The sequence below is a fragment of the Streptomyces sp. NBC_00576 genome (assembly GCF_036345175.1).
Classification (GTDB): domain Bacteria; phylum Actinomycetota; class Actinomycetes; order Streptomycetales; family Streptomycetaceae; genus Streptomyces.
In genome coordinates this window covers 5423289-5442658 of the sequence record NZ_CP107780.1, presented here as the reverse complement: position 1 = coordinate 5442658, position 19370 = coordinate 5423289, and the positions used below count along the sequence as shown (strand labels likewise).

Here is a 19370-nt window from a genome sequence, read left to right as displayed (position 1 = left end):
TGACCCGTGGGTCCGAGGGTCCGGGAGAGGGCCGCCGTCGTGCGGCACGCGCGCGTGTGCACCGTTTCGCACGCACGTCCCTCTTCCTCTCCGACCTGCCGGACTCTCCGACCCGTCGGACCTCACTCGAAGTGGAGCACCTTCCGTCATGAAGGTTTCCCGTATCGCCGCCACCGCCGCTCTCGCCGGTGCCACCGTCCTCGTCCTGTCCGGCCCCGCCTTCGCGCACGTCAGCGTGTCGGCCGAGGGCACCGCTGCCAAGGGCGGCTACGCGACCGTCAACTTCAAGGTGCCGAACGAGCGCGACAACGCCTCGACCACCAAGCTCGAGGTCAGCTTCCCGACCGAGCACCCGCTCGCTTCGGTGATGCCGGAAGTGATCCCCGGGTGGACCGCCAAGGTCACCAAGTCCAAGCTGGCCAAGCCTCTTGAGCTGCACGGCGAGAAGATCTCCGAGGCCGTCTCCAAGGTCACCTGGACCGCCGACGACGGCAAGGGCATCCAGGCCGGCTTCTTCCAGAAGTTCCCGCTCTCCCTCGGCCAGCTGCCCGAGGACACCGACGAGCTCGTCTTCAAGGCGCTCCAGACGTACTCCAACAAGGAGGTCGTCCGCTGGATCGAGGTCCAGAAGGACGGCGCCGAGGAACCCGACAACCCCGCTCCGGTGCTCGCACTGTCCGCCGCCACCGGGGACCACCACGGCAGCTCCGCGGCCTCGCCGGAGCCCGCCGAGCAGGCCGCCGCGAAGACCACGACCACCGCCGCCGCCGAGCCCGCCGACAGCAGCGACACCACCGCGCGCGTGCTGGCCGTCGTGGGCATCGTCGTCGGTGTCGCGGGCGTCGCATTCGGCGTGCTGGCCGGCCGTCGCCGCACCACCACGGTCTGACACCTGCTCACCTCCGGTGCGCGCCGGGGGCGTGCGGTTGTCCCGTACGCCCCCGGTGTCCCGTACACCCCCTTGGGCGCGCACCGAACCTTCCACGAACAACACCTTCGGGAACTCTCCTTATGCGCAAGAAGCTGTTCGCCGCGTCCGCCCTGCTCGTCGCGGCCACCCTGACCCTCTCCGCCTGCGGCAGCGGCGACGATTCCAAGCAGTCCGTCGCCGATGTCTCCGTCGAGGCCGGCTCGGACAAGGCGGCCACGATCCTCGACCAGCCATTCGAAAAGCCCGACCTCGTCCTCACCGACACCCAGGGCAAGCCGTACGACTTCCGCGCGGAGACCAAGGGCCGGCCCACGCTCGTCTACTTCGGCTACACCAACTGCCCCGACGTCTGCCCGCTGACGATGAGCAACATCGCCGTCGCCAAGAAGCAGTTGTCCAAGGCCGATCAGGACAAGCTCCGCATCGTGTTCGTCACCACCGACCCGAAGCGGGACACCCCGGCCGCGCTCGGCAAGTGGCTCAAGGGCATCGACCCCCAGGTGGTCGGCCTGACCGGCGACTTCGCCACCATCCAGGCCGGCGCCCGCACCCTCGGTATCTCCATCGAGCCGACGTCGAAGAACAAGAACGGCAAGACGATCTCGATGCACGGCACCCAGGTCATCGCCTTCTCCCCGAAGACCGACGGCGGCTATGTCCTGTACGGCGAGGATGCCACCGTCGACGACTACATCAAGGACCTCCCCAAGATCATCAAGGGGCAGAACCCGTGAGGCCCACGACGCCCGCGAAGTCCGTAAGGGTCGCGACGTCCGCGAGGCGTCTCTCCATCACGACGGCCGCGGCGCTCGCCGGGGCGATCGCCCTCACCGGGTGCGGGAGTTCGGACTCCGGGGACGGCGCCGGCCTGTCCGTCGGGTCCGCCTACATGCCCCAGCCGGTCTCGGACTCCATGGCGGCCGGATTCCTCGTCATCACCAACAAGGGCGCCGCCGGTGACGTACTCACCCGCGTCACCAGCGAGGTCTCGGGCGAAGTGACCGTGCACAAGACCGTCGGGCAGACCATGGAGGAGGCCGAGCGCCTCGACATCCCGGCCCACGGCGAACTCGTCCTCCAGAGCGGCGGCGACCATCTGATGTTCGAGCAGCTCAAGCGCAAGCCGCGAGAGGGCGAGAAGGTCTCCGTCCAGCTGCACTTTGCCAAAACCTCGCCGATCACCGTCGAGATGCCGGTGAAGTCTGCGACGTACAACCCGAAAACCGGACACTGAGACCGAGGGAGGGATCACCGTGACACACACCATCGCCCCCCGCGTACGGCCCCTGGTGCTGCTGTTTCTCGCGGTCGCCGCCGCACTGCTCGCCGGGCTGGCCGGCGCCGCGCCGGTCTCCGCACACGCCGCGCTCACCGGCAGCGCCCCGCAGCAGGGTGTGGTGGTCGACAAGGCCCCGACCCAGGTGACGCTGACCTTCTCCGAGAAGGTCGCGCTCGCCGACGGCGCGTTCCGCGTGCTCGACCCCAAGGGCAAGCGCGTCGACACCGGCAAGGCGACCGAGCTGAGCGGCACGACATACGGCGTCCCGCTCCACTCCGGCCTGCCCGACGGCACGTTCACCGTCGCCTACCAGGTCGTCTCGGCCGACAGTCACCCCGTCGCCGGCGCCTTCACCTTCTCCATCGGCGCCCCCTCCGTCACCTCCGTCTCGGTCTCCGACCAGACGGCGGGCGGCGGAGTCGTCGGTGCCCTCTACGGCTTCGGCCGGTACGTCTCGTACGCGGGCTTCATCATCATGGTCGGCGGCGCCGCCTTCGTACTCGCCTGTTGGCAGCGCGGCTCCGGCGTACGGGCGCTGCAACGGCTCGTCGTCTCCGGGTGGCTCGCGATGACCGCGGCCACGCTCACGCTGCTGCTGATGCGCGGCTCGTACACCGGCTCCGGCAAGGTCGGCGACATCTTCGACCTGGGTCTCCTCGGGGATGTCCTCCAGACCAAGACGGGCGCCGCTCTTGTCTCCCGGCTGCTGCTGCTCGCGGCCGGCGCGCTGTTCATCGCGGTCCTCTTCGGGGCGTACGCCCGGCCCGAAGAGGATGAGGACGACGGGGCGGAGGCCGAGGAGGGCGAAGCGGCGGACGACAGCTCCGCGAGGCGGGACCTCACCTTCGGGCTCGGCATCGGCGGCAGTGTCGTGGCGATCGGGCTGGCCGCCACCTGGGCGCTGGCCGAACACGCCTCGACCGGCCTCCAGTCCGACATCGCGATGCCCGTCGACGTGGCCCACCTGCTGGCCGTCGCCATCTGGCTCGGCGGCCTCTCCGCACTCCTGGTCGCGCTGTTCCGGGCGCCCGCGGACACCCCGATCGAGGGTTCGGCCGTACGCCGCTTCTCCCGCGTCGCCTTCGGCAGCGTGCTGGCACTCGTCGCGACCGGCGTCTACCAGTCGTGGCGCCAGCTCGGCTCCTGGTCGGCACTCACCGACACCTCGTACGGGCAGCTGCTGCTCGTCAAGATCGGCCTGGTGATCGTCCTCGTCGGCATCGCCTACATCTCGCGCCGCTGGACCGCCCAGCTGCCGGAGACCGCCGCGACCGAGACAGCGGAGCGTACGGAGGACCAGGCCGCCGACGCCGAGAAGGAACCGGTCGCCGCCGGGGCCGCCGGGGGCTCGGACACCAAGAGGGCCGCCCAACTCGCCCGGCAGCAGGCCGCCGTCGACACCGCGCGGCTGAAGCGGCTGCGCGACGCCGACCCGCTGCGCTCGGGGCTGCGCCGCTCGGTGCTCGCCGAGGCGGGCGTCGCCGTCGTCCTGCTCGCCGTCACCACAGTGCTCACGTCCACCGAACCGGGCCGTACGGAGGAAGAGGCCAAGGCCGCCACCTCGGCGTCGTCGTCCTCGTCGTCCTCTTCCTCCTCGGACTCGGACGGGACGGGCGCCCTGACCCTGGACATGCCCTTCGACACAGGCGGCCAGGACGGCAAGGGCCTCGTGCGGCTCGACATCAACCCCGCCCGCGTCGGCGGCAACGTCATGCACGTGTACGTGGAGCGCCCCAACGGCAGGGCGTTCGACGTGCCCGAGGTGAAGGTCGCCTTCACCCTCACCGCCAAGAACATCGGGCCACTGCCCGTGAACCCGGACCGCGTCGCCACCGGACACTGGACGGCGAACGCGGTCCAGATCCCCATGGCCGGCGACTGGAAGATCGCCGTGACCGTGCGGACCTCCGACATCGACCAAGTGACCGTCGACAAGAACGCGCAGATCGGCTGAACCGCACCATGGCTGACCAGTCCACCAAGGAAAACAACAAGGAAAGCAACGGGGAAACCGCCGTGGAGAGCGCCGAAGCGTACGGCGAGCAGGGCATCTCCCGTCGGCGGCTGCTCGGTACCGCCGGCGCCACCGGGCTCGTGCTCGGTGCGGCGGGCGGGGCCACCGGCTATGCCGTCGGCTCCTCCGATTCCGGCTCCACCGGCTCCACCGGTCAGTCCCCGGCGCTCACTTCGGTGGGCGCGGACATGGCAATGTTTCACGGGAAACATCAGCCGGGCATCACCGAGGGCCTCCAGGCCAGCGGCCACCTCGTCGCCTTCGACCTGGCGGCGGGCGCCGGCCGCAAGGAGGCCGCCGCGCTGCTGCGCCGCTGGTCCGACACCACCCAGCGGCTCATGTCCGGCGAGGCCGCGGCGCACGACGACACGGATGTCGCCCGGGACGCGGGCCCGTCGTCCCTGACGGTCACCTTCGGTTTCGGCTACGGCTTCTTCGCCCGCACCGGGCTGGAGAAGCAGCGCCCGGTGGCGCTCGACCCGCTGCCTGAGTTCTCCTCCGACCACCTCGACAAGGCCCGCAGCAACGGCGATCTGTGGGTGCAGATCGGCGCGAACGACGCCCTGGTCGCCTTCCACGCCCTGCGCGCGATCCAGAAGGACGCGGGCAGCGCGGCCCGCGTCCGCTGGCAGATGAACGGCTTCAACCGGTCGCCGGGCGCCACCGCGCAGCCGATGACCGCCCGCAACCTGATGGGCCAGATCGACGGCACCCGCAACCCCAAGCCGTCCGAGGCCGACTTCGACAAGCGCATCTTCGTGCCCGCCGCCAGCGAACCGTCCTGGATGGCGAACGGCTCCTATGCCGTCGTGCGCCGTATCCGCATGCTTCTCGACGACTGGGAGCAGCTGTCGGTCAAGCAGCAGGAGGACGTCGTCGGGCGGCGGAAGTCGACTGGGGCGCCGCTCAGCGGCGGGACCGAGACGACCGCGATGGACCTGGAGAAGGTCGACGCCAACGGCGATCTGGTGGTCCCCATCAACGCGCACTCCCGGATCACCCGCCCCGACGAGAACGGGGGCGCGGCCATCCTGCGGCGCCCCTTCTCCTTCCACGACGGCATCGGGGCGGACGGGACGCCCGACGCGGGGCTCCTCTTCGTCTGCTGGCAGGCCGACCCGCTGCGCGGGTTCGTCCCCGTCCAGCGCAAGCTCGACCGGGGCGACGCGCTGTCCACGTTCATCCGGCACGAGTCGAGCGGGCTGTTCGCGGTGCCGGGCGGGGCGGGCGAGGGGGAGTACGTGGGGCAGCGGCTGCTGGAGGGGTGACTCGGCGGTTCCCGGGACGCTGTCCGGGGAGGTGTCCGGGGTCGGGGTCACCCTCTGGGGCGGCGGGTCCGGGAAGCGTGCGCCGGGTTCGGCAAGGGCCTGTCCGGCGGATCAGGTCGGGGCAGAGCGGCGGCGCCCTATCGGCGCACGTGCGCCCCGCGTCCCCGGCATGGGCCGCCGGACAGCCCTAGGGGCCATTAGGGTGAGGGCATGCCAGCCAGCTACGCGTATCTCGGCCCCGAGGGCACCTTCACCGAGGTTGCCCTGCGCACGCTTCCGGAGACGGCCACCCGAGAGCTGATCCCGATGGTGTCCGTGCCGGCCACGCTCGACGCGGTGCGCAGCGGTGAGGTCGAGGCCGCGTTCGTGCCGATCGAGAACTCGGTCGAGGGCGGTATCACCACCACGCTCGACGAGCTGGTCGCGGGCTCCCCCTTGATGATCTACCGCGAGGTGCTGCTGTCGATCACCTTCGCGCTGCTGGTCAGGCCGGGCACCAAGCTGTCGGAGATCAAGACGGTCACGGCTCATCCGGCGGCGCAGTCGCAGATCCGCAACTGGATGAAGATCAACCTGCCGGACGTGGTCTGGGAGTCGTCCGCCTCGAACGCGGACGGTGCCCGGCTGGTACAGGAGGGCCGGTACGACGCCGCCTTCGCGGGCGAGTTCGCCGCCGCCCGGTACGGTCTCACCGCACTGGAGACCGGCATCCACGACGCGGAGAACGCGCAGACACGGTTCGTCCTGGTCGGCAGGCCCGCCCGGCCCGCGGCACCGACCGGCGCGGACAAGACGTCCGTGGTCATCTGGCAGCGCGACGACCACCCCGGTGGACTGCGTGATCTGCTGGGCGAGTTCGCGGTGCGGGGCGTCAACCTGATGCTGCTGCAGTCCCGGCCGACCGGGCAGGGCATCGGCAACTACTGCTTCGCCATTGACGCCGAGGGCCACATCTCCGACCGGAAGGTCGCCGAGGCGCTGATGGGGCTCAGGCGGATCTGTCTCAAGGTGCGGTACCTGGGTTCGTACCCACGTGCGGACATCGCAGTGGAGGACGTACGCGCTCCACTGCCGGGGACGTCCGACGAGGAGTTCGTAACGGCCGCCGACTGGGTGGCGCGCTGCCAGGACGGCCGCTTCTAGCCGGTCTGTCAGTCCTTCCGGCCAGTCCTACCAGCCGATTTCCGTTATCCACAGAAGTTATCCACAGGCTGGCTTCTCGACCTGGGGACAAGTCGACAACGGAAGGCCGACCTGTCGATAAATCGCCCTACAGGCCGTCGACCCGTCCACAGCCCGGCACCCCACCCTTCGTCCACTCGTTTCCTTGGCGTAACTCCCCGGGGTTACGCATTTCCACCCGAAAGTGGGCGTGACGGTGGTTTGCTTCGGGAATTGGCCATCTCGCGGACACCTTTCGAAACGATCACTTCCGTAATCCACAGATCTTTCGCACAGCCTGTGGATAACTTTCCCCGGGTGTGGATTACTGTGGACGACCCCACCCCCAAGTCCCCTTTCCCGCAAGGGATTCGGGTCAACCGGGCGCTACCGCCTGACCCTTTCCAGGGGAGTCGGCCGCCTTTCTTGACGCTCTTCGGGTAGGTCGACATTTCAGGCAAATGGCGACACAAGGTGTGTATGGAAATACCGAGTCGTGAGTGCCAACCGCGCACCGGTAGCCTTGGAGGGTGATTGACCTTCGCCTGCTCCGTGAGGACCCCGACCGTGTGCGCGCTTCGCAGCGCGCCCGTGGAGAGGACGTCGCGCTCGTCGACGCTCTCCTGTCCGCCGACGAGCGGCGCAGGTCGTCCGGCGTCCGCTTCGACGAGCTGCGTTCCGAGCAGAAGGCGCTCGGCAAGCTGATCCCCAAGGCCTCGGGCGACGAGAAGGCCGAGCTGCTGGCGAAGGCCGGGCAGCTCGCCGCCGACGTCAAGGCGGCCGACGCCGAACAGCACGAGGCGGACGAGGAAGCCAAGAAGCTCCTCCTCCAGCTCGGCAACCTGATCCACCCGGACGTCCCGGTCGGCGGCGAGGAGGACTTCGTCGTCCTGGAGACGCACGGCACGATCCGCGACTTCGGCGCCGAGGGCTTCGAGCCCAAGGACCACCTGGAGCTGGGCGAGGCGCTGGGCGCCATCGACGTCGAGCGCGGCGCCAAGGTGTCCGGCTCGCGCTTCTACTACCTCACCGGCGTCGGCGCGCTCCTTGAGCTCGCCCTCGTCAACGCGGCGATCGCACAGGCCACGGAGGCCGGCTTCATCCCGATGCTGACCCCGGCACTGGTCCGCCCGCGCGCGATGGAGGGCACCGGCTTCCTCGGCCAGGCCGCGGAGAACGTGTACCACCTGGAGAAGGACGACTACTACCTGGTCGGCACCTCCGAGGTCCCCCTCGCCGCGTACCACATGGACGAGATCCTCGACGCCGACAAGCTGCCGATGCGCTACGCCGGTTTCTCGCCGTGCTTCCGCCGCGAGGCCGGCACGTACGGCAAGGACACGCGGGGCATCTTCCGCGTCCACCAGTTCGACAAGGTCGAGATGTTCTCGTACGTCGACCCGGCGGACGCGGAGAACGAGCACCAGCGTCTCCTGAACTGGGAGAAGCAGTGGCTGACCGGCCTCGAACTGCCCTTCCAGGTCATCGACGTGGCCTCGGGCGACCTGGGCGCGTCCGCCTCGCGCAAGTTCGACTGCGAGGCGTGGATCCCGACCCAGGGCAAGTACCGCGAGCTGACCTCGGCCTCCAACTGCGACAGCTTCCAGGCCCGGCGCCTGTCCGTGCGGATGCGCGACACCAGCGGCGGCAAGAACAGGGTCCAGCCGCTCTCGACGCTGAACGGCACGCTGTGCGCCGTACCGCGCACGATCGTGGCGATCCTGGAGAACCACCAGCTGGCCGACGGTTCGGTGCGTGTACCCGAGGTGCTGCGCCCGTATCTGGGTGGCCGGGAGCTGCTGGAGCCGGTCGCCAAGTGACCGACGCCGCTGGATCGTTCCCCTACCGGCTCGTCGCGACCGACCTCGACGGAACGCTTCTGCGCTCCGACGGCTCGGTCTCGGCGCGCACCCGCGAGGCACTCGCCGCGGCCACCGCGGCGGGCGCCGCGCACATCGTCGTCACCGGCCGCGGGGTGCGCTGGACGCGACACATACTCGACGAACTGGGCTACGAGGGACTCGCGGTCTGCGGCCAGGGTGCACAGGTGTACGACGTCGGGGCGCATCGTCTGCTGACGTCGATCACCCTGGACCGGCAGCTGGCCTCACTCGCGCTGGCGAAGATCGAGGCGGAGGTCGGGCCGCTGTTCCTGGCGGCGAGTCGGGCGGGCCTCGACGGTGAGGTGCTGGTCGGGCCGGGCTACGCGGGCGTGGGCTCGCTCCCCTTCGTCCCGCTCGCGGACCCGTCGGAGCTCTGGGCCGAGCCGCTGGGCAAGATCTACATCCAGCACCCGACCCTGTCCGCCGACGAGCTCACCGAGGTCGCCGCCCGGACCGCGGGCGGCTTCGTCACGGTCACCATGGCCGGCGAGGCGATCGTCGAACTCCTCCCCCTGGGCCTGTCCAAGGCGAAGGGCCTGTCCCTGGCGGCCCGCCGGCTGGGCCTGAAGTCCGCGGACACGATCGCCTTCGGCGACATGCCCAACGACATCCCGATGTTCACCTGGGCGGCACGCGGGGTGGCGATGGCCAACGCCCACGCCGAACTGCGGGCGGTGGCGGACGAGGTGACGTCGTCGAACGACGAGGACGGTATCGCCGTGGTGCTGGAGCGGTTGCTGCCATAGGCGGGTATGGGGGGCCTGGGAGGGCGGCCCGCGCGAAGTGACTCGCGCGCTCGAAGTGGCCGCCCCGGGCAGCTCCCCCAGCTGAGCGGCCCCCCGGAGGTAGTGACTGCTCCGGAGCCCGCCGTGGGCTGCCCTGAAGGAAGCCACGCGGACTGCCGTGCATCGGCGTCGCGCGGCTCCGCTCCCAGAACCCGGCCCAGAACACCGGACAGATCCGGCGTACTGGACACAACTACTGTGCCTGTATGCCGAGTCGGGCGCCACTGAATAAAACTGGTGAACGGGCTCCCTGGCGGCCTCGCCGCTCTACTTGCGGCGCCACCTGCGGCGACGCGACTTGCTGAAGAACCAGCCGGCCGGGGGCTCGTCCGACCGCCACGGCTGCGGCTCCGGCGCCTCGGCGCGCCACCGCGCCGCGAGCATCCGGGCGCGGGCGGACGGTTCGGCGGTTCCGGCGGAGCGTATGAAGTCCTCGTCGAGAACCAGCTCGTCCCAGGCCTCCTCGGAGACCTCCCCGGATTCGGCCGGGCCGTCACCTTGGCCCTGGCCCTGCCCGTGGCCCCGTACTGCCTTCCCTGCCATCCCCGTTCCTCCTCGCCCCGCGTCCCCGTTTGTCCAGTGTGCCCGGACCCGCGTGAAGTCCCTGTCAGAAATCCCTGTCAAGACCGGTCGGCACCCGGGGCCGGTACGGCCTACTCCTCGCCGGTCGGTGTCAGCGTGCGCAGCTTCTGGCCGGCGTACCAGGTGGCGAGGACGGTGACCGCGATCAGCAGGACCGTCGCCGTGGTCAGGCCGACGTCCGAGGTGACCAGGTCGCCGCCGGTGACCTTGTGGCCGATTGCCAGTGCCCACTGCTGGACGCTCAGCGTGCGCGCCCCGGGCACCAGGGAGCCAAACAGGGCCTCCCAGACCAGCGCGTAGACGAGCCCGAAGACCACCGCGTGCCGGGACACCGTGCCGAGCAGCAGAAAGAGTGCGGCGTAGGCGATGGAGGCGACCAGCGCCGCGACCGTGTAGGCGACGGCGACCTGCTGGCCGTTGCCGTTGAGGATGAGGCCGGCGATGAACGTCGGCACCGCCGAGAACGCCATGGTGACGCCGATCGCGACGATCAGCTTGGTGTAGATGATCTTGGGCCGCTTGAGCGGCTTGGAGAGCAGGTACACCACGGAGCCGTCGTCGATCTCCGGGCCGATCGCGCCGGTGCCCGCGATGACACCGATGATCGGCACCATGGTGGCGAGCGCGAGTCCGCCCAGCACGTCCGCCGCCGTCTGGTCGTCGGCACCGACGAGGCCGCGTACGGCGACGGCGATCACGATGAGCAGCAGGGGCAGCGCGCCGAGGATGAGGGCTCGGCGGCGGCCGAGCAGGGCCCGGTAGGTGAGCCGGGCGACTGTGGGGTCGTACATTTTCGGCCTCCTACGCGGCGACGAGATACGAGAACACGGATTCGAGGGACTCGTCGGACGGCGAGACCGTGAGCAGCCGGATGCCGTGATCCCTGGCAACGCGGGGCAGCAGGGCGGTGAAGCGGCCGAAGTCGACGGCCTGGATGCGCAACGCGCCCTCCGCGAGGTCCACTTCGATGCCGGAGGTCGACGGGTCGGCGATCAGCGCGGCGGCGAGGGCCCGGTCGTCGCTGGAGCGTACGAGGTAGCGGTGCGGGCGGTCGGTCATCAGACGGCGGATGCGGCGGAAGTCGCCGCTGGCCGCGTGCCGTCCGGCGACGACGACCTCGATGTGGGCGGCCAACTGCTCGACCTCTTCGAGGATGTGCGAGGAGAACAGGACCGTGCGGCCATCGGCGCCCATGCGTCGCAGCAGGTCCATGAGCTGCATGCGCTGGCGCGGGTCCATGCCGTTGAAGGGCTCGTCGAGCAGGAGGAGCGACGGGTCGTGGACGAGCGCGCTCGCCATCTTCACGCGCTGGCGCATGCCCTTGGAGTACGTCGAGATCTTGCGGTCCTGCGCGTACTCCATCTCGACCGTGGCGAGCGCCCGCCCGGCCGCCTTGGCGCCCAGTCCGTGCAACTCGGCGTTGGCGACGACGAATTCACGGCCGGTGAGGAAGTCGTACATCGCCTCGCGCTCGGGGACGATGCCGATGTGCTTGTAGATCTGCTCGTTGCGCCACACGGGCTGTCCGTCGAGGGTGACGGTGCCGGTGGAGGGGGCCAGGAAGCCGCCCATCATGTTGATGAGGGTGGACTTTCCGGCGCCGTTGGGGCCGAGAAGCCCGGTGACACCGGGGCTGATCGTCATGGTGATGTCGTTGACCGCCACCACGTTGCCGAACCAGCGCGAGACGTGGTCGATGTTGAGCGTGGTCACAGTCCGACCTTTCGGTAGCGGCGCATCATGAGGCCGTAGCAGCCGGCGACGAGACCCAGGACGGCGAGGAGGAAGACCACGCCTTCGCCGGTGCTGGGGCCTACCCCTCCGGGGTAGGCGGACGTCGCGCCCAGGAAGGCTGTCTGCACCCCGTCGATGAGGGTGATCGGCGAGAAGAGGCCGATCCAGGGGACGGCACTCCCGCTGCCCTGCGCGTCTGCGATGGCCTGGAGCGTGGACACCGCCCCGTAGGAGATGGTCAGTACGGCGATGACCGCCGCGATACCGAAACCGCGGCGCGGGGTGACCGCCGAGATGACGAGGCCGATACCGGCGAACAGCAGCGAGAGCAGTGCCACGGAGACGAGCCCCTGGAGGAATCCCTTGGTCTGGTCGGTGAAGTCGAGCTTGGCCAGCAGGGCGCCCGCGTAGAGCACGACCAGCGGCACCGCGGTGATGAGGAACAGGGCCGAGGCCAGCGCCGCGAACTTCGCCCGGACGTAGTCCGCGGTCTCGATCGGGCGCGAGAAGTACAGCGGTACGGTCTTGAAGCGCAGGTCGCGGGAGACCGCCTGGGGTGCCTGGGAGGCGACGTACAGGCCGATGACCGCCTGCATGAGGATCGCGTAGTTCGTGTACTCGACGGGCAGCTTGTTGGCCTTGGTGGCGACCGTGACCGCCACCATGATGGCCGCCGGGACGCACATCACGGCGAAGAGCAGCATCGGCAGCACCTTGGACTTGACCGAACGGCCGAGGCCGTAGGCGCCGCGCAGGGACTGCGAGTAGAGCGAGCGACGGGCGTACGCCCGGCCCAGCCTCGGGCCGTCGTACGAGCGGTAGCCGATGTTGTGGATGCGGGACTGGGCGCCCGCCTGTGCCGGGGTCTGCTCAACCGCCATGGCCGACCGCCTCCTTTCCCGCGCTGTGCTGTGCGGTGCTCTGTGGTGTGGCGTTCTGCGCGGCGTTCTGCTGGTCGTCGCTGTCGGTGAAGACCTCGGAGATGTGGTGCCTGCGCTGTTCCATGCGCACCAGGCCGAGGCCGAGGTCGGCGACCGTGTCGCGCACCAGGTCGTAGGTGTCCTCGCCCTGGGCGGTGAGCAGCAGGATGCGTCCGGCGCCGGGCAGGCCGCTGCCGTCGTGGGTGTCCACCCCGCGCGCGTGGAGCGCGTCGCGCACCGCGGCGGTGCCGTCCGGGTGTTCGTCGGTGTCGGTCACCTCGATGGCGAGGATGGCCGTGGACTGGGTGAAGTCCGTGGTGGAGCTGGACCGCAGCAGCTTGCCGCCGTCGACGACCACCACGTGGTCACAGGTCCGTTCCAGCTCGCCCAGCAGGTGCGAGGTGACCAGGACCGAGATGCCGAAGTCTGTGTGGATACGGCGGATCAGGCCGAGCATCTCGTCGCGGCCGACCGGGTCGAGGCCGTTGGTCGGCTCGTCCAGGAACACCAATTGAGGGTCGTGGACCAGGGCCTGGGCCAGCTTCACACGCTGTTTCATGCCGGTCGAGTAGCCGCCGATGGGGCGGTAGCGCTCCTCGTACAGGCCGACATGGCGCAGGGTGTCCGCGGTGCGCTCGCGGGCGGCGGCCGGCGGGAGCCCGGACATGCGCGCCATGTGCACGACGAACTCGGTGGCCGAGACGTCGGGTGGCAGGCAGTCGTGCTCCGGCATGTAGCCGACGCGCTCACGGATGGCGCCGCCTTCGGTGGCGACGTCGAGTCCGAGCACAGTGGCCCGGCCCTCCGTGGCGGGAGACAGACCAAGCAGGATCTTGATCAGGGTGGACTTGCCGGCGCCGTTGGCGCCGACGAGTCCGGTCACACCGGGTCCGATATCCATGGAGAGCCGGTCGAGCGCGGTCACCCGGGGGAACCGCTTGCTCAGGCTTTCGGTTGCGATCACAGTCACGTCCACGACGGTAGTGGCGTACACCACAGCGGTCGTCAACCCGAAGAGCTGTCTCGGCATCCACCTTCAGTCGTACGGGCCCGTAGGGGTCCCCCTCAGGTCGAACAACCGACTGCGGGTTGTCCACATCGGCGCCCTTGTCCACAGACAGGCGTTCGACTGTTGACGCGGGCTCTAACAAGTGTCAGATTCGCAAGGTCAAGTTACGGGCACGTAGCGCGGTCGATGGGGACGGTGGACGGCGGCAATGGCGACGGCGGAGGCGGGCGAACTCGCCGCGGAACTGGCCGGATTCAGGCGGGTGCAACGGCTGGCGTACGAGTGTGCGGAGGCTGTGGCGGCACGGCTCGAACCGGGGGTCACCGAGCGCGCGGCGGCCCGGATGCAGCGGGAGTGGCTGCGCGAGCAGGGCGTGCGCGACTGGTTCCATCTGCCCTTCGCCTGGTTCGGGGACCGCACGGCGTTCGTGAACTTCCGCATCCCGCTCCAGTTCTTCCCGACCGGCCGCCGGCTGGAGCCGGGGATGCCGTTCATCCTGGACCTGGCCCCGGTCCACCGGGGTTTCGCGGCGGACATCGGCTACTCCGGCTCGCTGGGCGCCAACCCGGTGCAGGAGAGGCTGATGGCCGATCTGGAGGTGCACCGCGAGCTGATCCTGCGCGAAGTGCGCGAGCGGCGCCCACTGCGCGAGATCTACGAGGACGTGGACCGGCTCATGGTCCGCCAGGGCTACGCCAACCGGCATCGCGCGTATCCCTTCGGGGTGATCGCGCACAAGGTCGACCGGGTGCGAGAACGTCCCTGGTCACCCAGGCTGTTCGGGTTCGGCACGCAGTCCCTGAAGGGGCTGGCGGGCGACGCGCTGCGCGGCCACCGCGAGGGCTGGTCGCCCCTGTGGTCGCCGTACCGCTTCTCCGACCACCCGCCGCAGCCGGGCCTGTGGGCGGTCGAGCCGCATCTCGGATTCCGGGGCACGGGTGCGAAGTTCGAGGAGATCCTGGTCGTCACGGACTCCGCGGACCCGCAGGAGAGCGCGTTCTGGCTGGACGACGATCTGCCGCACGTGCGGCGCTGGGCGGAGGCGAAGTGACGGTCGACGGGGCGCGTGAGTGCCGGGTGCGGACGGGCGGGATCGAGCTGTGCGTCGCCGAGTCGGGGGACCCCGCGGACCCCACGGTGATCCTCGTGCACGGGTATCCGGACACCAAGGAGGTGTGGTCGGAGGTCGCCGCGCGCCTCGCCGACCGCTTCCACGTCGTGCTGTACGACGTGCGGGGCCACGGCCGTTCCACGGCACCGCGTCCGCTGCGCGGCGGCTTCACCCTGGAGAAACTGACCGACGATTTCCTGGCCGTCGCGGACGCGGTCAGCCCGGACCGGCCGGTGCACCTGGTGGGGCACGACTGGGGCTCGGTGCAGTCCTGGGAGTTCGTCACCGTCGCGCGCACTGAGGGCCGGATCGCGTCGTTCACGTCGATGTCCGGACCGTCCCTGGACCACCTGGGCCACTGGACGAAGGGACGCTTGAGGCGGCCCACCCCGCGCGCCGTCGCCCAACTCCTCGGCCAAGGCGGCAAGTCCTGGTACGTGTACGCGATGCACACGCCCGTGCTGCCCGAACTCGCCTGGCGCGGCCCACTCGGCAAACGCTGGCCGAAGCTGCTGGCCCGCCACGAACGGGTCTCCACGGATGGTTACCCGACCGACTCCCTGCGCGCGGACGCGGCCAACGGCCTGTGGCTGTACCGGGACAACGTACGGTCCCGGCTGCGCAGGCCGCGCATGGACGCGTACGCACACGCGCCCGTGCAACTCATCACGCCCCTGGGGGACACGTTCCTCTCCGAGCGGCTGAACGACGGACTTGAGCGATGGGCGCCCCGGCTGGTGCGCCGCTCGCTCGACGCCAAGCACTGGATCCCGCGCACCCGGCCCGACCAAGTGGCCGCCTGGATCGGGGAGTTCGTGACCGCCAACGAGGGCGGACGGCTCCCGGCGACGGCAACAGGCGCGTACGCACAGCGTTTCGGCGGGCAGCTCGTCCTGGTCACCGGGGCGGGCAGCGGCATCGGGCGGGCCACGGTCTTCGCGTTCGCCGAGGCGGGCGCACGCGTGGTGGCCGTCGACCGGGACGCCGAAAGCGCCGCCCGTACCGTCGAGTTGGCCCGTCTGATCGGCGCCCCCGAGGCCTGGGCGGAGCCTGTCGACGTCACGGACGAACAGGCGATGGAGAAGCTCGCCGAGAAGGTCGCCACCGAGTACGGCGTCGTGGACGTGCTGGTGAACAATGCGGGGATCGGGCTCTCCGGGTCTTTCTTCGACACCACCCCGGAAGACTGGAAGAAGGTCCTGGACGTCAACTTGTGGGGTGTGATCCACGGTTGCCGGCTGTTCGGAAAGCAGATGGCCGAGCGCGGACAGGGCGGCCACATCGTGAACATCGCCTCCGCTGCCGCCTACCAGCCCTCCAAGGCGCTGCCCGCGTACAGCACTTCGAAGGCCGCAGTGCTGATGCTCAGCGAGTGTTTGCGCGCCGAGCTTGCGGGCCAGGGCATCGGGGTCTCGGCGATCTGCCCCGGCTTCGTCAACACGAACATCACAACGACCGCGCGCTTCATGGGAGTCGACGCCGAGGAACAGGCACGCCGACAGAAGCGGACGGCACGTCTGTACGGGCTGCGCAACTACCCTCCGGAGAAAGTCGCTTCGGCGATCCTGCGCGCGGTGGTCCGCAACGAGGCGGTCGCACCGGTGACGCCGGAGGCTCGGGGAGCGCATCTCATGTCCCGCTTCATGCCAGGGGCGTTGAGGGCGCTGGCACGGATGGACCCGCCGCTGTGACCAGCGATTCCAAACAGGAGAAAATACGCTTAAGTTGACCAAAAGGCCTAAAACAACGGCCGGTTGTCCACAGTTTCTTCAATTCCCCTGTGGATAACTGCACTTGGCTGTGGATCAAACCTGGCGAACAAAATCAGGTGCGTGATCACCGTCTCGCCGCCCACTCTTACGGGATGGATGAAAGACGCACCGTGAAGGTGTCGAAGTACCTGTCGAAGCATCTGCGGCACCAGCCGGAGCGGATCGGGCTCGCGCTCGACGAGGCCGGCTGGGTCGAGATCGACACGCTGATAGCGGCGGCGACGGCCCACGGCTTCCGGTTCACCCGCGACGAACTGGATCACGTGGTCGCCGCCAACGACAAGAAGCGCTTCGCGATCGACGGAACCCGCATCCGCGCCAGCCAGGGCCACAGCGTCGAGGTCGACCTCGGGCTGCCCCCGGCCACCCCACCGCCGTACCTCTACCACGGCACGGTGGACCGCTTCCTGGACGCGATCCGCGCCGAGGGCCTGCGGCCCATGAACCGGCACGCCGTGCACCTCTCGGCCGACCGTGAGACCGCGACCCGGGTCGGCGCCCGCCGGGGCCGCGCCGTCGTGCTCTCGGTGCACTCGGCCGCCATGCACCACGATGGCCACCTCTTCCACGTGAGCGCGAACGGCGTGTGGCTCACGGAGGCCGTACCGCCGCGCTATCTGCGGTTCTCCGGCCCGCACTGACGCCGCACGGCACCGGCCCCGGCATGATCGAGGCCATGGACCACCTGCCCACCACCGAGGCCGCCGTCACCGCCCTGCCCGCCCTCGCCGCCGAGTACGCCCATGAGATCGAGGTCGGCCACGACATCGGCGCCGACCAGACTCCCGGCGCACGGCCGCGGGCATCGGCGTCACCACGGACCCGGACGGCTCGCTCCCGCACGAGGCCTTCGCCGAGCTCGGCGGAGTCCCCCGGGTGACCGCCCGTCTCTTCCCCGACGACGACGCGCTGATCACCATCGAGGGCGTCGAGTGCCCTGACATCCCGCTGCTCGGCCTCACCCCGTGGCTCAGCAGCCGCGTCCGTGACCCCTCGGCGAGTCCCCGGTGACTGTTTCACGTGAAACATGAACGGCGCCTAGGCTCTCAAGCATGAGTCTGCACCTGAGCACCGTGATCCTGCCGTACCGCCGTTGGCACGAGGGCGGCCGTTCGACCTGGCAGCGCGCGGAGCAGCTCGGTTTCCACACCGCTTTCACCTACGACCACCTGTCCTGGCGCACCTTCCGGGACGGCCCGTGGTTCGGTGCCGTGCCCACGCTCACGGCCGCCGCCGCTGTCACCGACCGGCTGCGCCTGGGCACCCTGGTGACCTCGCCGAACTTCCGGCACCCGGTGACCCTCGCCAAGGAGCTGATCTCCCTCGACGACGTGTCGAACGGACGGATCACCCTCGGCGTCGGCGCGGGCGGCACCGGTTTCGACGCCACCGCGCTCGGCCAGGACCCGTGGACACCCCGGGAGCGTGCCGACCGGTTCGGTGAGTTCGTCGCGCTCCTCGACATGCTGCTGGCCGAGGACGGCAAGGACGGTGTCTCGTACCGGGGCGACTACTACTCGGCCCACGAGGTGCGCAACATCCCGGGCTGTGTGCAGCGCCCCCGGCTGCCCTTCGCGGTGGCCGCCACCGGGCCGCGCGGGCTGAAGCTCGCCGCGCGGTACGGGCAGGCGTGGGTGACGACCGGCGACCCGCGGTTGTACGAGAACGGCACGCCCGAGCAGTCGGTCCAGGCCCTGCGCGGGCAGACCGAGAAGCTGGCCGACGCCTGCGCCGCGATCGGCCGGGACATGAACGGGCTCGACAGGATCCTGCTCACCGGGTTCACCCCGGACCGGGGGCGTCCGCTGGAGTCCGTGGACGCGTTCGTCGATTTCGCGGGCCGGCATCAGGAGCTGGGCTTCACCCAGATCGTGATCCACTGGCCCATCCCCGACTCCGACTTCGCGGCCGACGAGCGGGTCTTCGAGCGCATCGCCACAGAGGCACCGGCGCAGCTGCGCTGACGCGGGACCGTGGCGGCCACTCACCTGTGCGGGCTCCCGCACGGGCGTGCACGCACATACGCGAGAATGGCCGGGTGACCTCAGCGACCAGAGAGCCCGAGACCCCCGCCGCCGCCCTTCCCATCCGGCTGATCGCCACCGACCTCGACGGCACGCTCCTGCGCGACGACCAGTCGGTGTCCCCACGCACGGTCGCCGCCCTGGCCGCCGCCGAGGCAGCGGGTGTCGAGGTCTTCTTCGTCACGGGCCGCCCGGCCCGCTGGATGGACGTCGTCAGCGAGCATGTCCACGGTCATGGTCTGGCGATCTGCGGCAACGGCGCCGCCGTGGTCGACCTGCACGGCGGCCCCGGCGCCCACCGCTTCGTGAAGGTGCGGGAGCTGGCCAGGGACAACGCGCTGGACGCCGTACGACTGCTGCGCGAGGCCGCGCCGGGGACCGTGTACGCCGTGGAGCAGACGTACGGCTTCCACCAGGAGCCGGAGTATCCGAAGCTGCACATGGAGGTGCCGGACAATCTGGCACCCGCGGAGAAGCTGCTGGCCCCGGGCGGGCCGAGCGACGGTGAGCCCGTGCTCAAGATCCTGGCCTACCACCGCACCATCGACCCCGACGCGTTCCTCACCACCGCCCGGCTCGCGATCGGCGACCGTGCCACCGTCACCCGCTCAAGCCCCAGCGCTCTGCTGGAGATCAGCGGCCCCGAGGTCTCCAAGGCGAGCACCCTGGCCCTGTGCTGCGCCGAGCGGGGCATCTCGGCCGAAGAGGTCGTCGCCTTCGGGGACATGCCGAACGACGTCGAGATGCTCACCTGGGCGGGCCGGTCCTACGCGATGGGCAACGCGCATCCCGACGTCCTCGCGGCAGCCTCGGGGCACACGGCGCCCAACAACGAGGACGGGGTGGCCGTCGTGATCGAGCGGCTGCTCGCGGAACGCCTCTGAGGAAGCCGTCGTA

Annotated in this window: 18 protein-coding genes and 1 pseudogene; 14 read left to right on the top strand and 5 right to left on the bottom strand. The window is 70.0% G+C overall.

Translation table 11 applies throughout. From position 1 onward, the window contains the following. The first annotated feature begins 148 nt into the window (after positions 1–148). From OG734_RS23370 to OG734_RS23335, 8 genes are all read left to right on the top strand, one after another. A complete protein-coding gene (locus OG734_RS23370; protein WP_330289460.1) occupies positions 149–889 on the top strand; it encodes a YcnI family copper-binding membrane protein in 741 nt (246 codons plus the stop codon). Positions 890–1011: 122 nt separating this feature from the next. Continuing rightward, entirely contained in the window at positions 1012–1665 is a 654-nt protein-coding gene (locus OG734_RS23365) for an SCO family protein (protein WP_330289459.1), read from the top strand. Between the two features lie 56 nt (positions 1666–1721). Beyond that, positions 1722–2165 (top strand): copper chaperone PCu(A)C, encoded by a 444-nt coding sequence (locus OG734_RS23360; protein ID WP_330293763.1) that lies wholly within the window; start codon positions 1722–1724, stop codon positions 2163–2165. Between the two features lie 19 nt (positions 2166–2184). After that, a complete protein-coding gene (locus OG734_RS23355; protein ID WP_330289458.1) occupies positions 2185–4164 on the top strand; it encodes a copper resistance CopC/CopD family protein in 1980 nt (659 codons plus the stop codon). A gap of 8 nt (positions 4165–4172) precedes the next feature. Continuing rightward, positions 4173–5492, top strand: a complete 1320-nt coding sequence (gene efeB, locus OG734_RS23350) for an iron uptake transporter deferrochelatase/peroxidase subunit (RefSeq protein ID WP_330289457.1) — start codon at positions 4173–4175, stop codon at positions 5490–5492. A 210-nt stretch (positions 5493–5702) separates the two neighbouring features. After that, complete coding sequence (gene pheA, locus OG734_RS23345) at positions 5703–6635, top strand: prephenate dehydratase (protein WP_330289456.1); 933 nt, start codon at positions 5703–5705, stop codon at positions 6633–6635. A 548-nt stretch (positions 6636–7183) separates the two neighbouring features. Then, the gene (gene serS, locus OG734_RS23340) at positions 7184–8473 is read left to right on the top strand and encodes a serine--tRNA ligase (protein ID WP_330289455.1); all 1290 of its coding nucleotides are present in this window, start codon (positions 7184–7186) and stop codon (positions 8471–8473) included. Then, positions 8470–9282: an HAD family hydrolase gene (locus OG734_RS23335; protein ID WP_330289454.1), complete on the top strand. Its 813-nt coding sequence runs from the start codon at positions 8470–8472 to the stop codon at positions 9280–9282. Before serS ends, OG734_RS23335 begins: the two co-directional genes overlap by 4 nt. A 306-nt stretch (positions 9283–9588) precedes the next feature. Here OG734_RS23335 and OG734_RS23330 read toward each other — a convergent pair whose 3' ends face one another. From OG734_RS23330 to OG734_RS23310, 5 genes are all read right to left on the bottom strand, one after another. Continuing rightward, positions 9589–9864: an SGM_3592 family protein gene (locus tag OG734_RS23330; RefSeq protein ID WP_330289453.1), complete on the bottom strand. Its 276-nt coding sequence runs from the start codon at positions 9862–9864 to the stop codon at positions 9589–9591. A 110-nt stretch (positions 9865–9974) separates the two neighbouring features. Next, positions 9975–10694: an ABC transporter permease subunit gene (locus OG734_RS23325; RefSeq protein WP_330289452.1), complete on the bottom strand. Its 720-nt coding sequence runs from the start codon at positions 10692–10694 to the stop codon at positions 9975–9977. A gap of 10 nt (positions 10695–10704) precedes the next feature. Next, complete coding sequence (locus tag OG734_RS23320; protein ID WP_330289451.1) at positions 10705–11616, bottom strand: ABC transporter ATP-binding protein; 912 nt, start codon at positions 11614–11616, stop codon at positions 10705–10707. Then, on the bottom strand, positions 11613–12518 hold the full coding sequence (locus tag OG734_RS23315) for an ABC transporter permease subunit (RefSeq protein ID WP_330289450.1): 906 nt from the start codon (positions 12516–12518) through the stop codon (positions 11613–11615). Before OG734_RS23315 ends, OG734_RS23320 begins: the two co-directional genes overlap by 4 nt. Beyond that, positions 12508–13521, bottom strand: coding sequence for an ABC transporter ATP-binding protein (locus OG734_RS23310; RefSeq protein WP_330293762.1), 1014 nt, complete (start codon positions 13519–13521; stop codon positions 12508–12510). Before OG734_RS23310 ends, OG734_RS23315 begins: the two co-directional genes overlap by 11 nt. A gap of 253 nt (positions 13522–13774) precedes the next feature. Here OG734_RS23310 and OG734_RS23305 point away from each other — a divergent pair, with 253 nt between their 5' ends. The 6 genes and pseudogenes from OG734_RS23305 to OG734_RS23280 all read left to right on the top strand — a co-directional run bounded on the left by OG734_RS23305 (position 13775) and on the right by OG734_RS23280 (position 19357). After that, positions 13775–14617: a M24 family metallopeptidase gene (locus tag OG734_RS23305; protein WP_330289449.1), complete on the top strand. Its 843-nt coding sequence runs from the start codon at positions 13775–13777 to the stop codon at positions 14615–14617. After that, a complete protein-coding gene (locus tag OG734_RS23300) occupies positions 14614–16368 on the top strand; it encodes an SDR family oxidoreductase (protein ID WP_330289448.1) in 1755 nt (584 codons plus the stop codon). Before OG734_RS23305 ends, OG734_RS23300 begins: the two co-directional genes overlap by 4 nt. A 173-nt stretch (positions 16369–16541) precedes the next feature. Continuing rightward, positions 16542–17090 carry an RNA 2'-phosphotransferase gene (locus OG734_RS23295; protein WP_330289447.1) on the top strand — a complete coding sequence of 183 codons (549 nt, stop codon included), beginning with the start codon at positions 16542–16544 and terminating at the stop codon, positions 17088–17090. A 35-nt stretch (positions 17091–17125) separates the two neighbouring features. Continuing rightward, positions 17126–17394: pseudogene (locus OG734_RS23290) on the top strand (hypothetical protein); the annotation flags it as partial. A gap of 107 nt (positions 17395–17501) precedes the next feature. Next, positions 17502–18413: an LLM class flavin-dependent oxidoreductase gene (locus tag OG734_RS23285; RefSeq protein ID WP_330289446.1), complete on the top strand. Its 912-nt coding sequence runs from the start codon at positions 17502–17504 to the stop codon at positions 18411–18413. A gap of 74 nt (positions 18414–18487) precedes the next feature. Then, entirely contained in the window at positions 18488–19357 is an 870-nt protein-coding gene (locus OG734_RS23280; RefSeq protein ID WP_330289445.1) for an HAD-IIB family hydrolase, read from the top strand. Positions 19358–19370 lie beyond the last annotated feature (13 nt).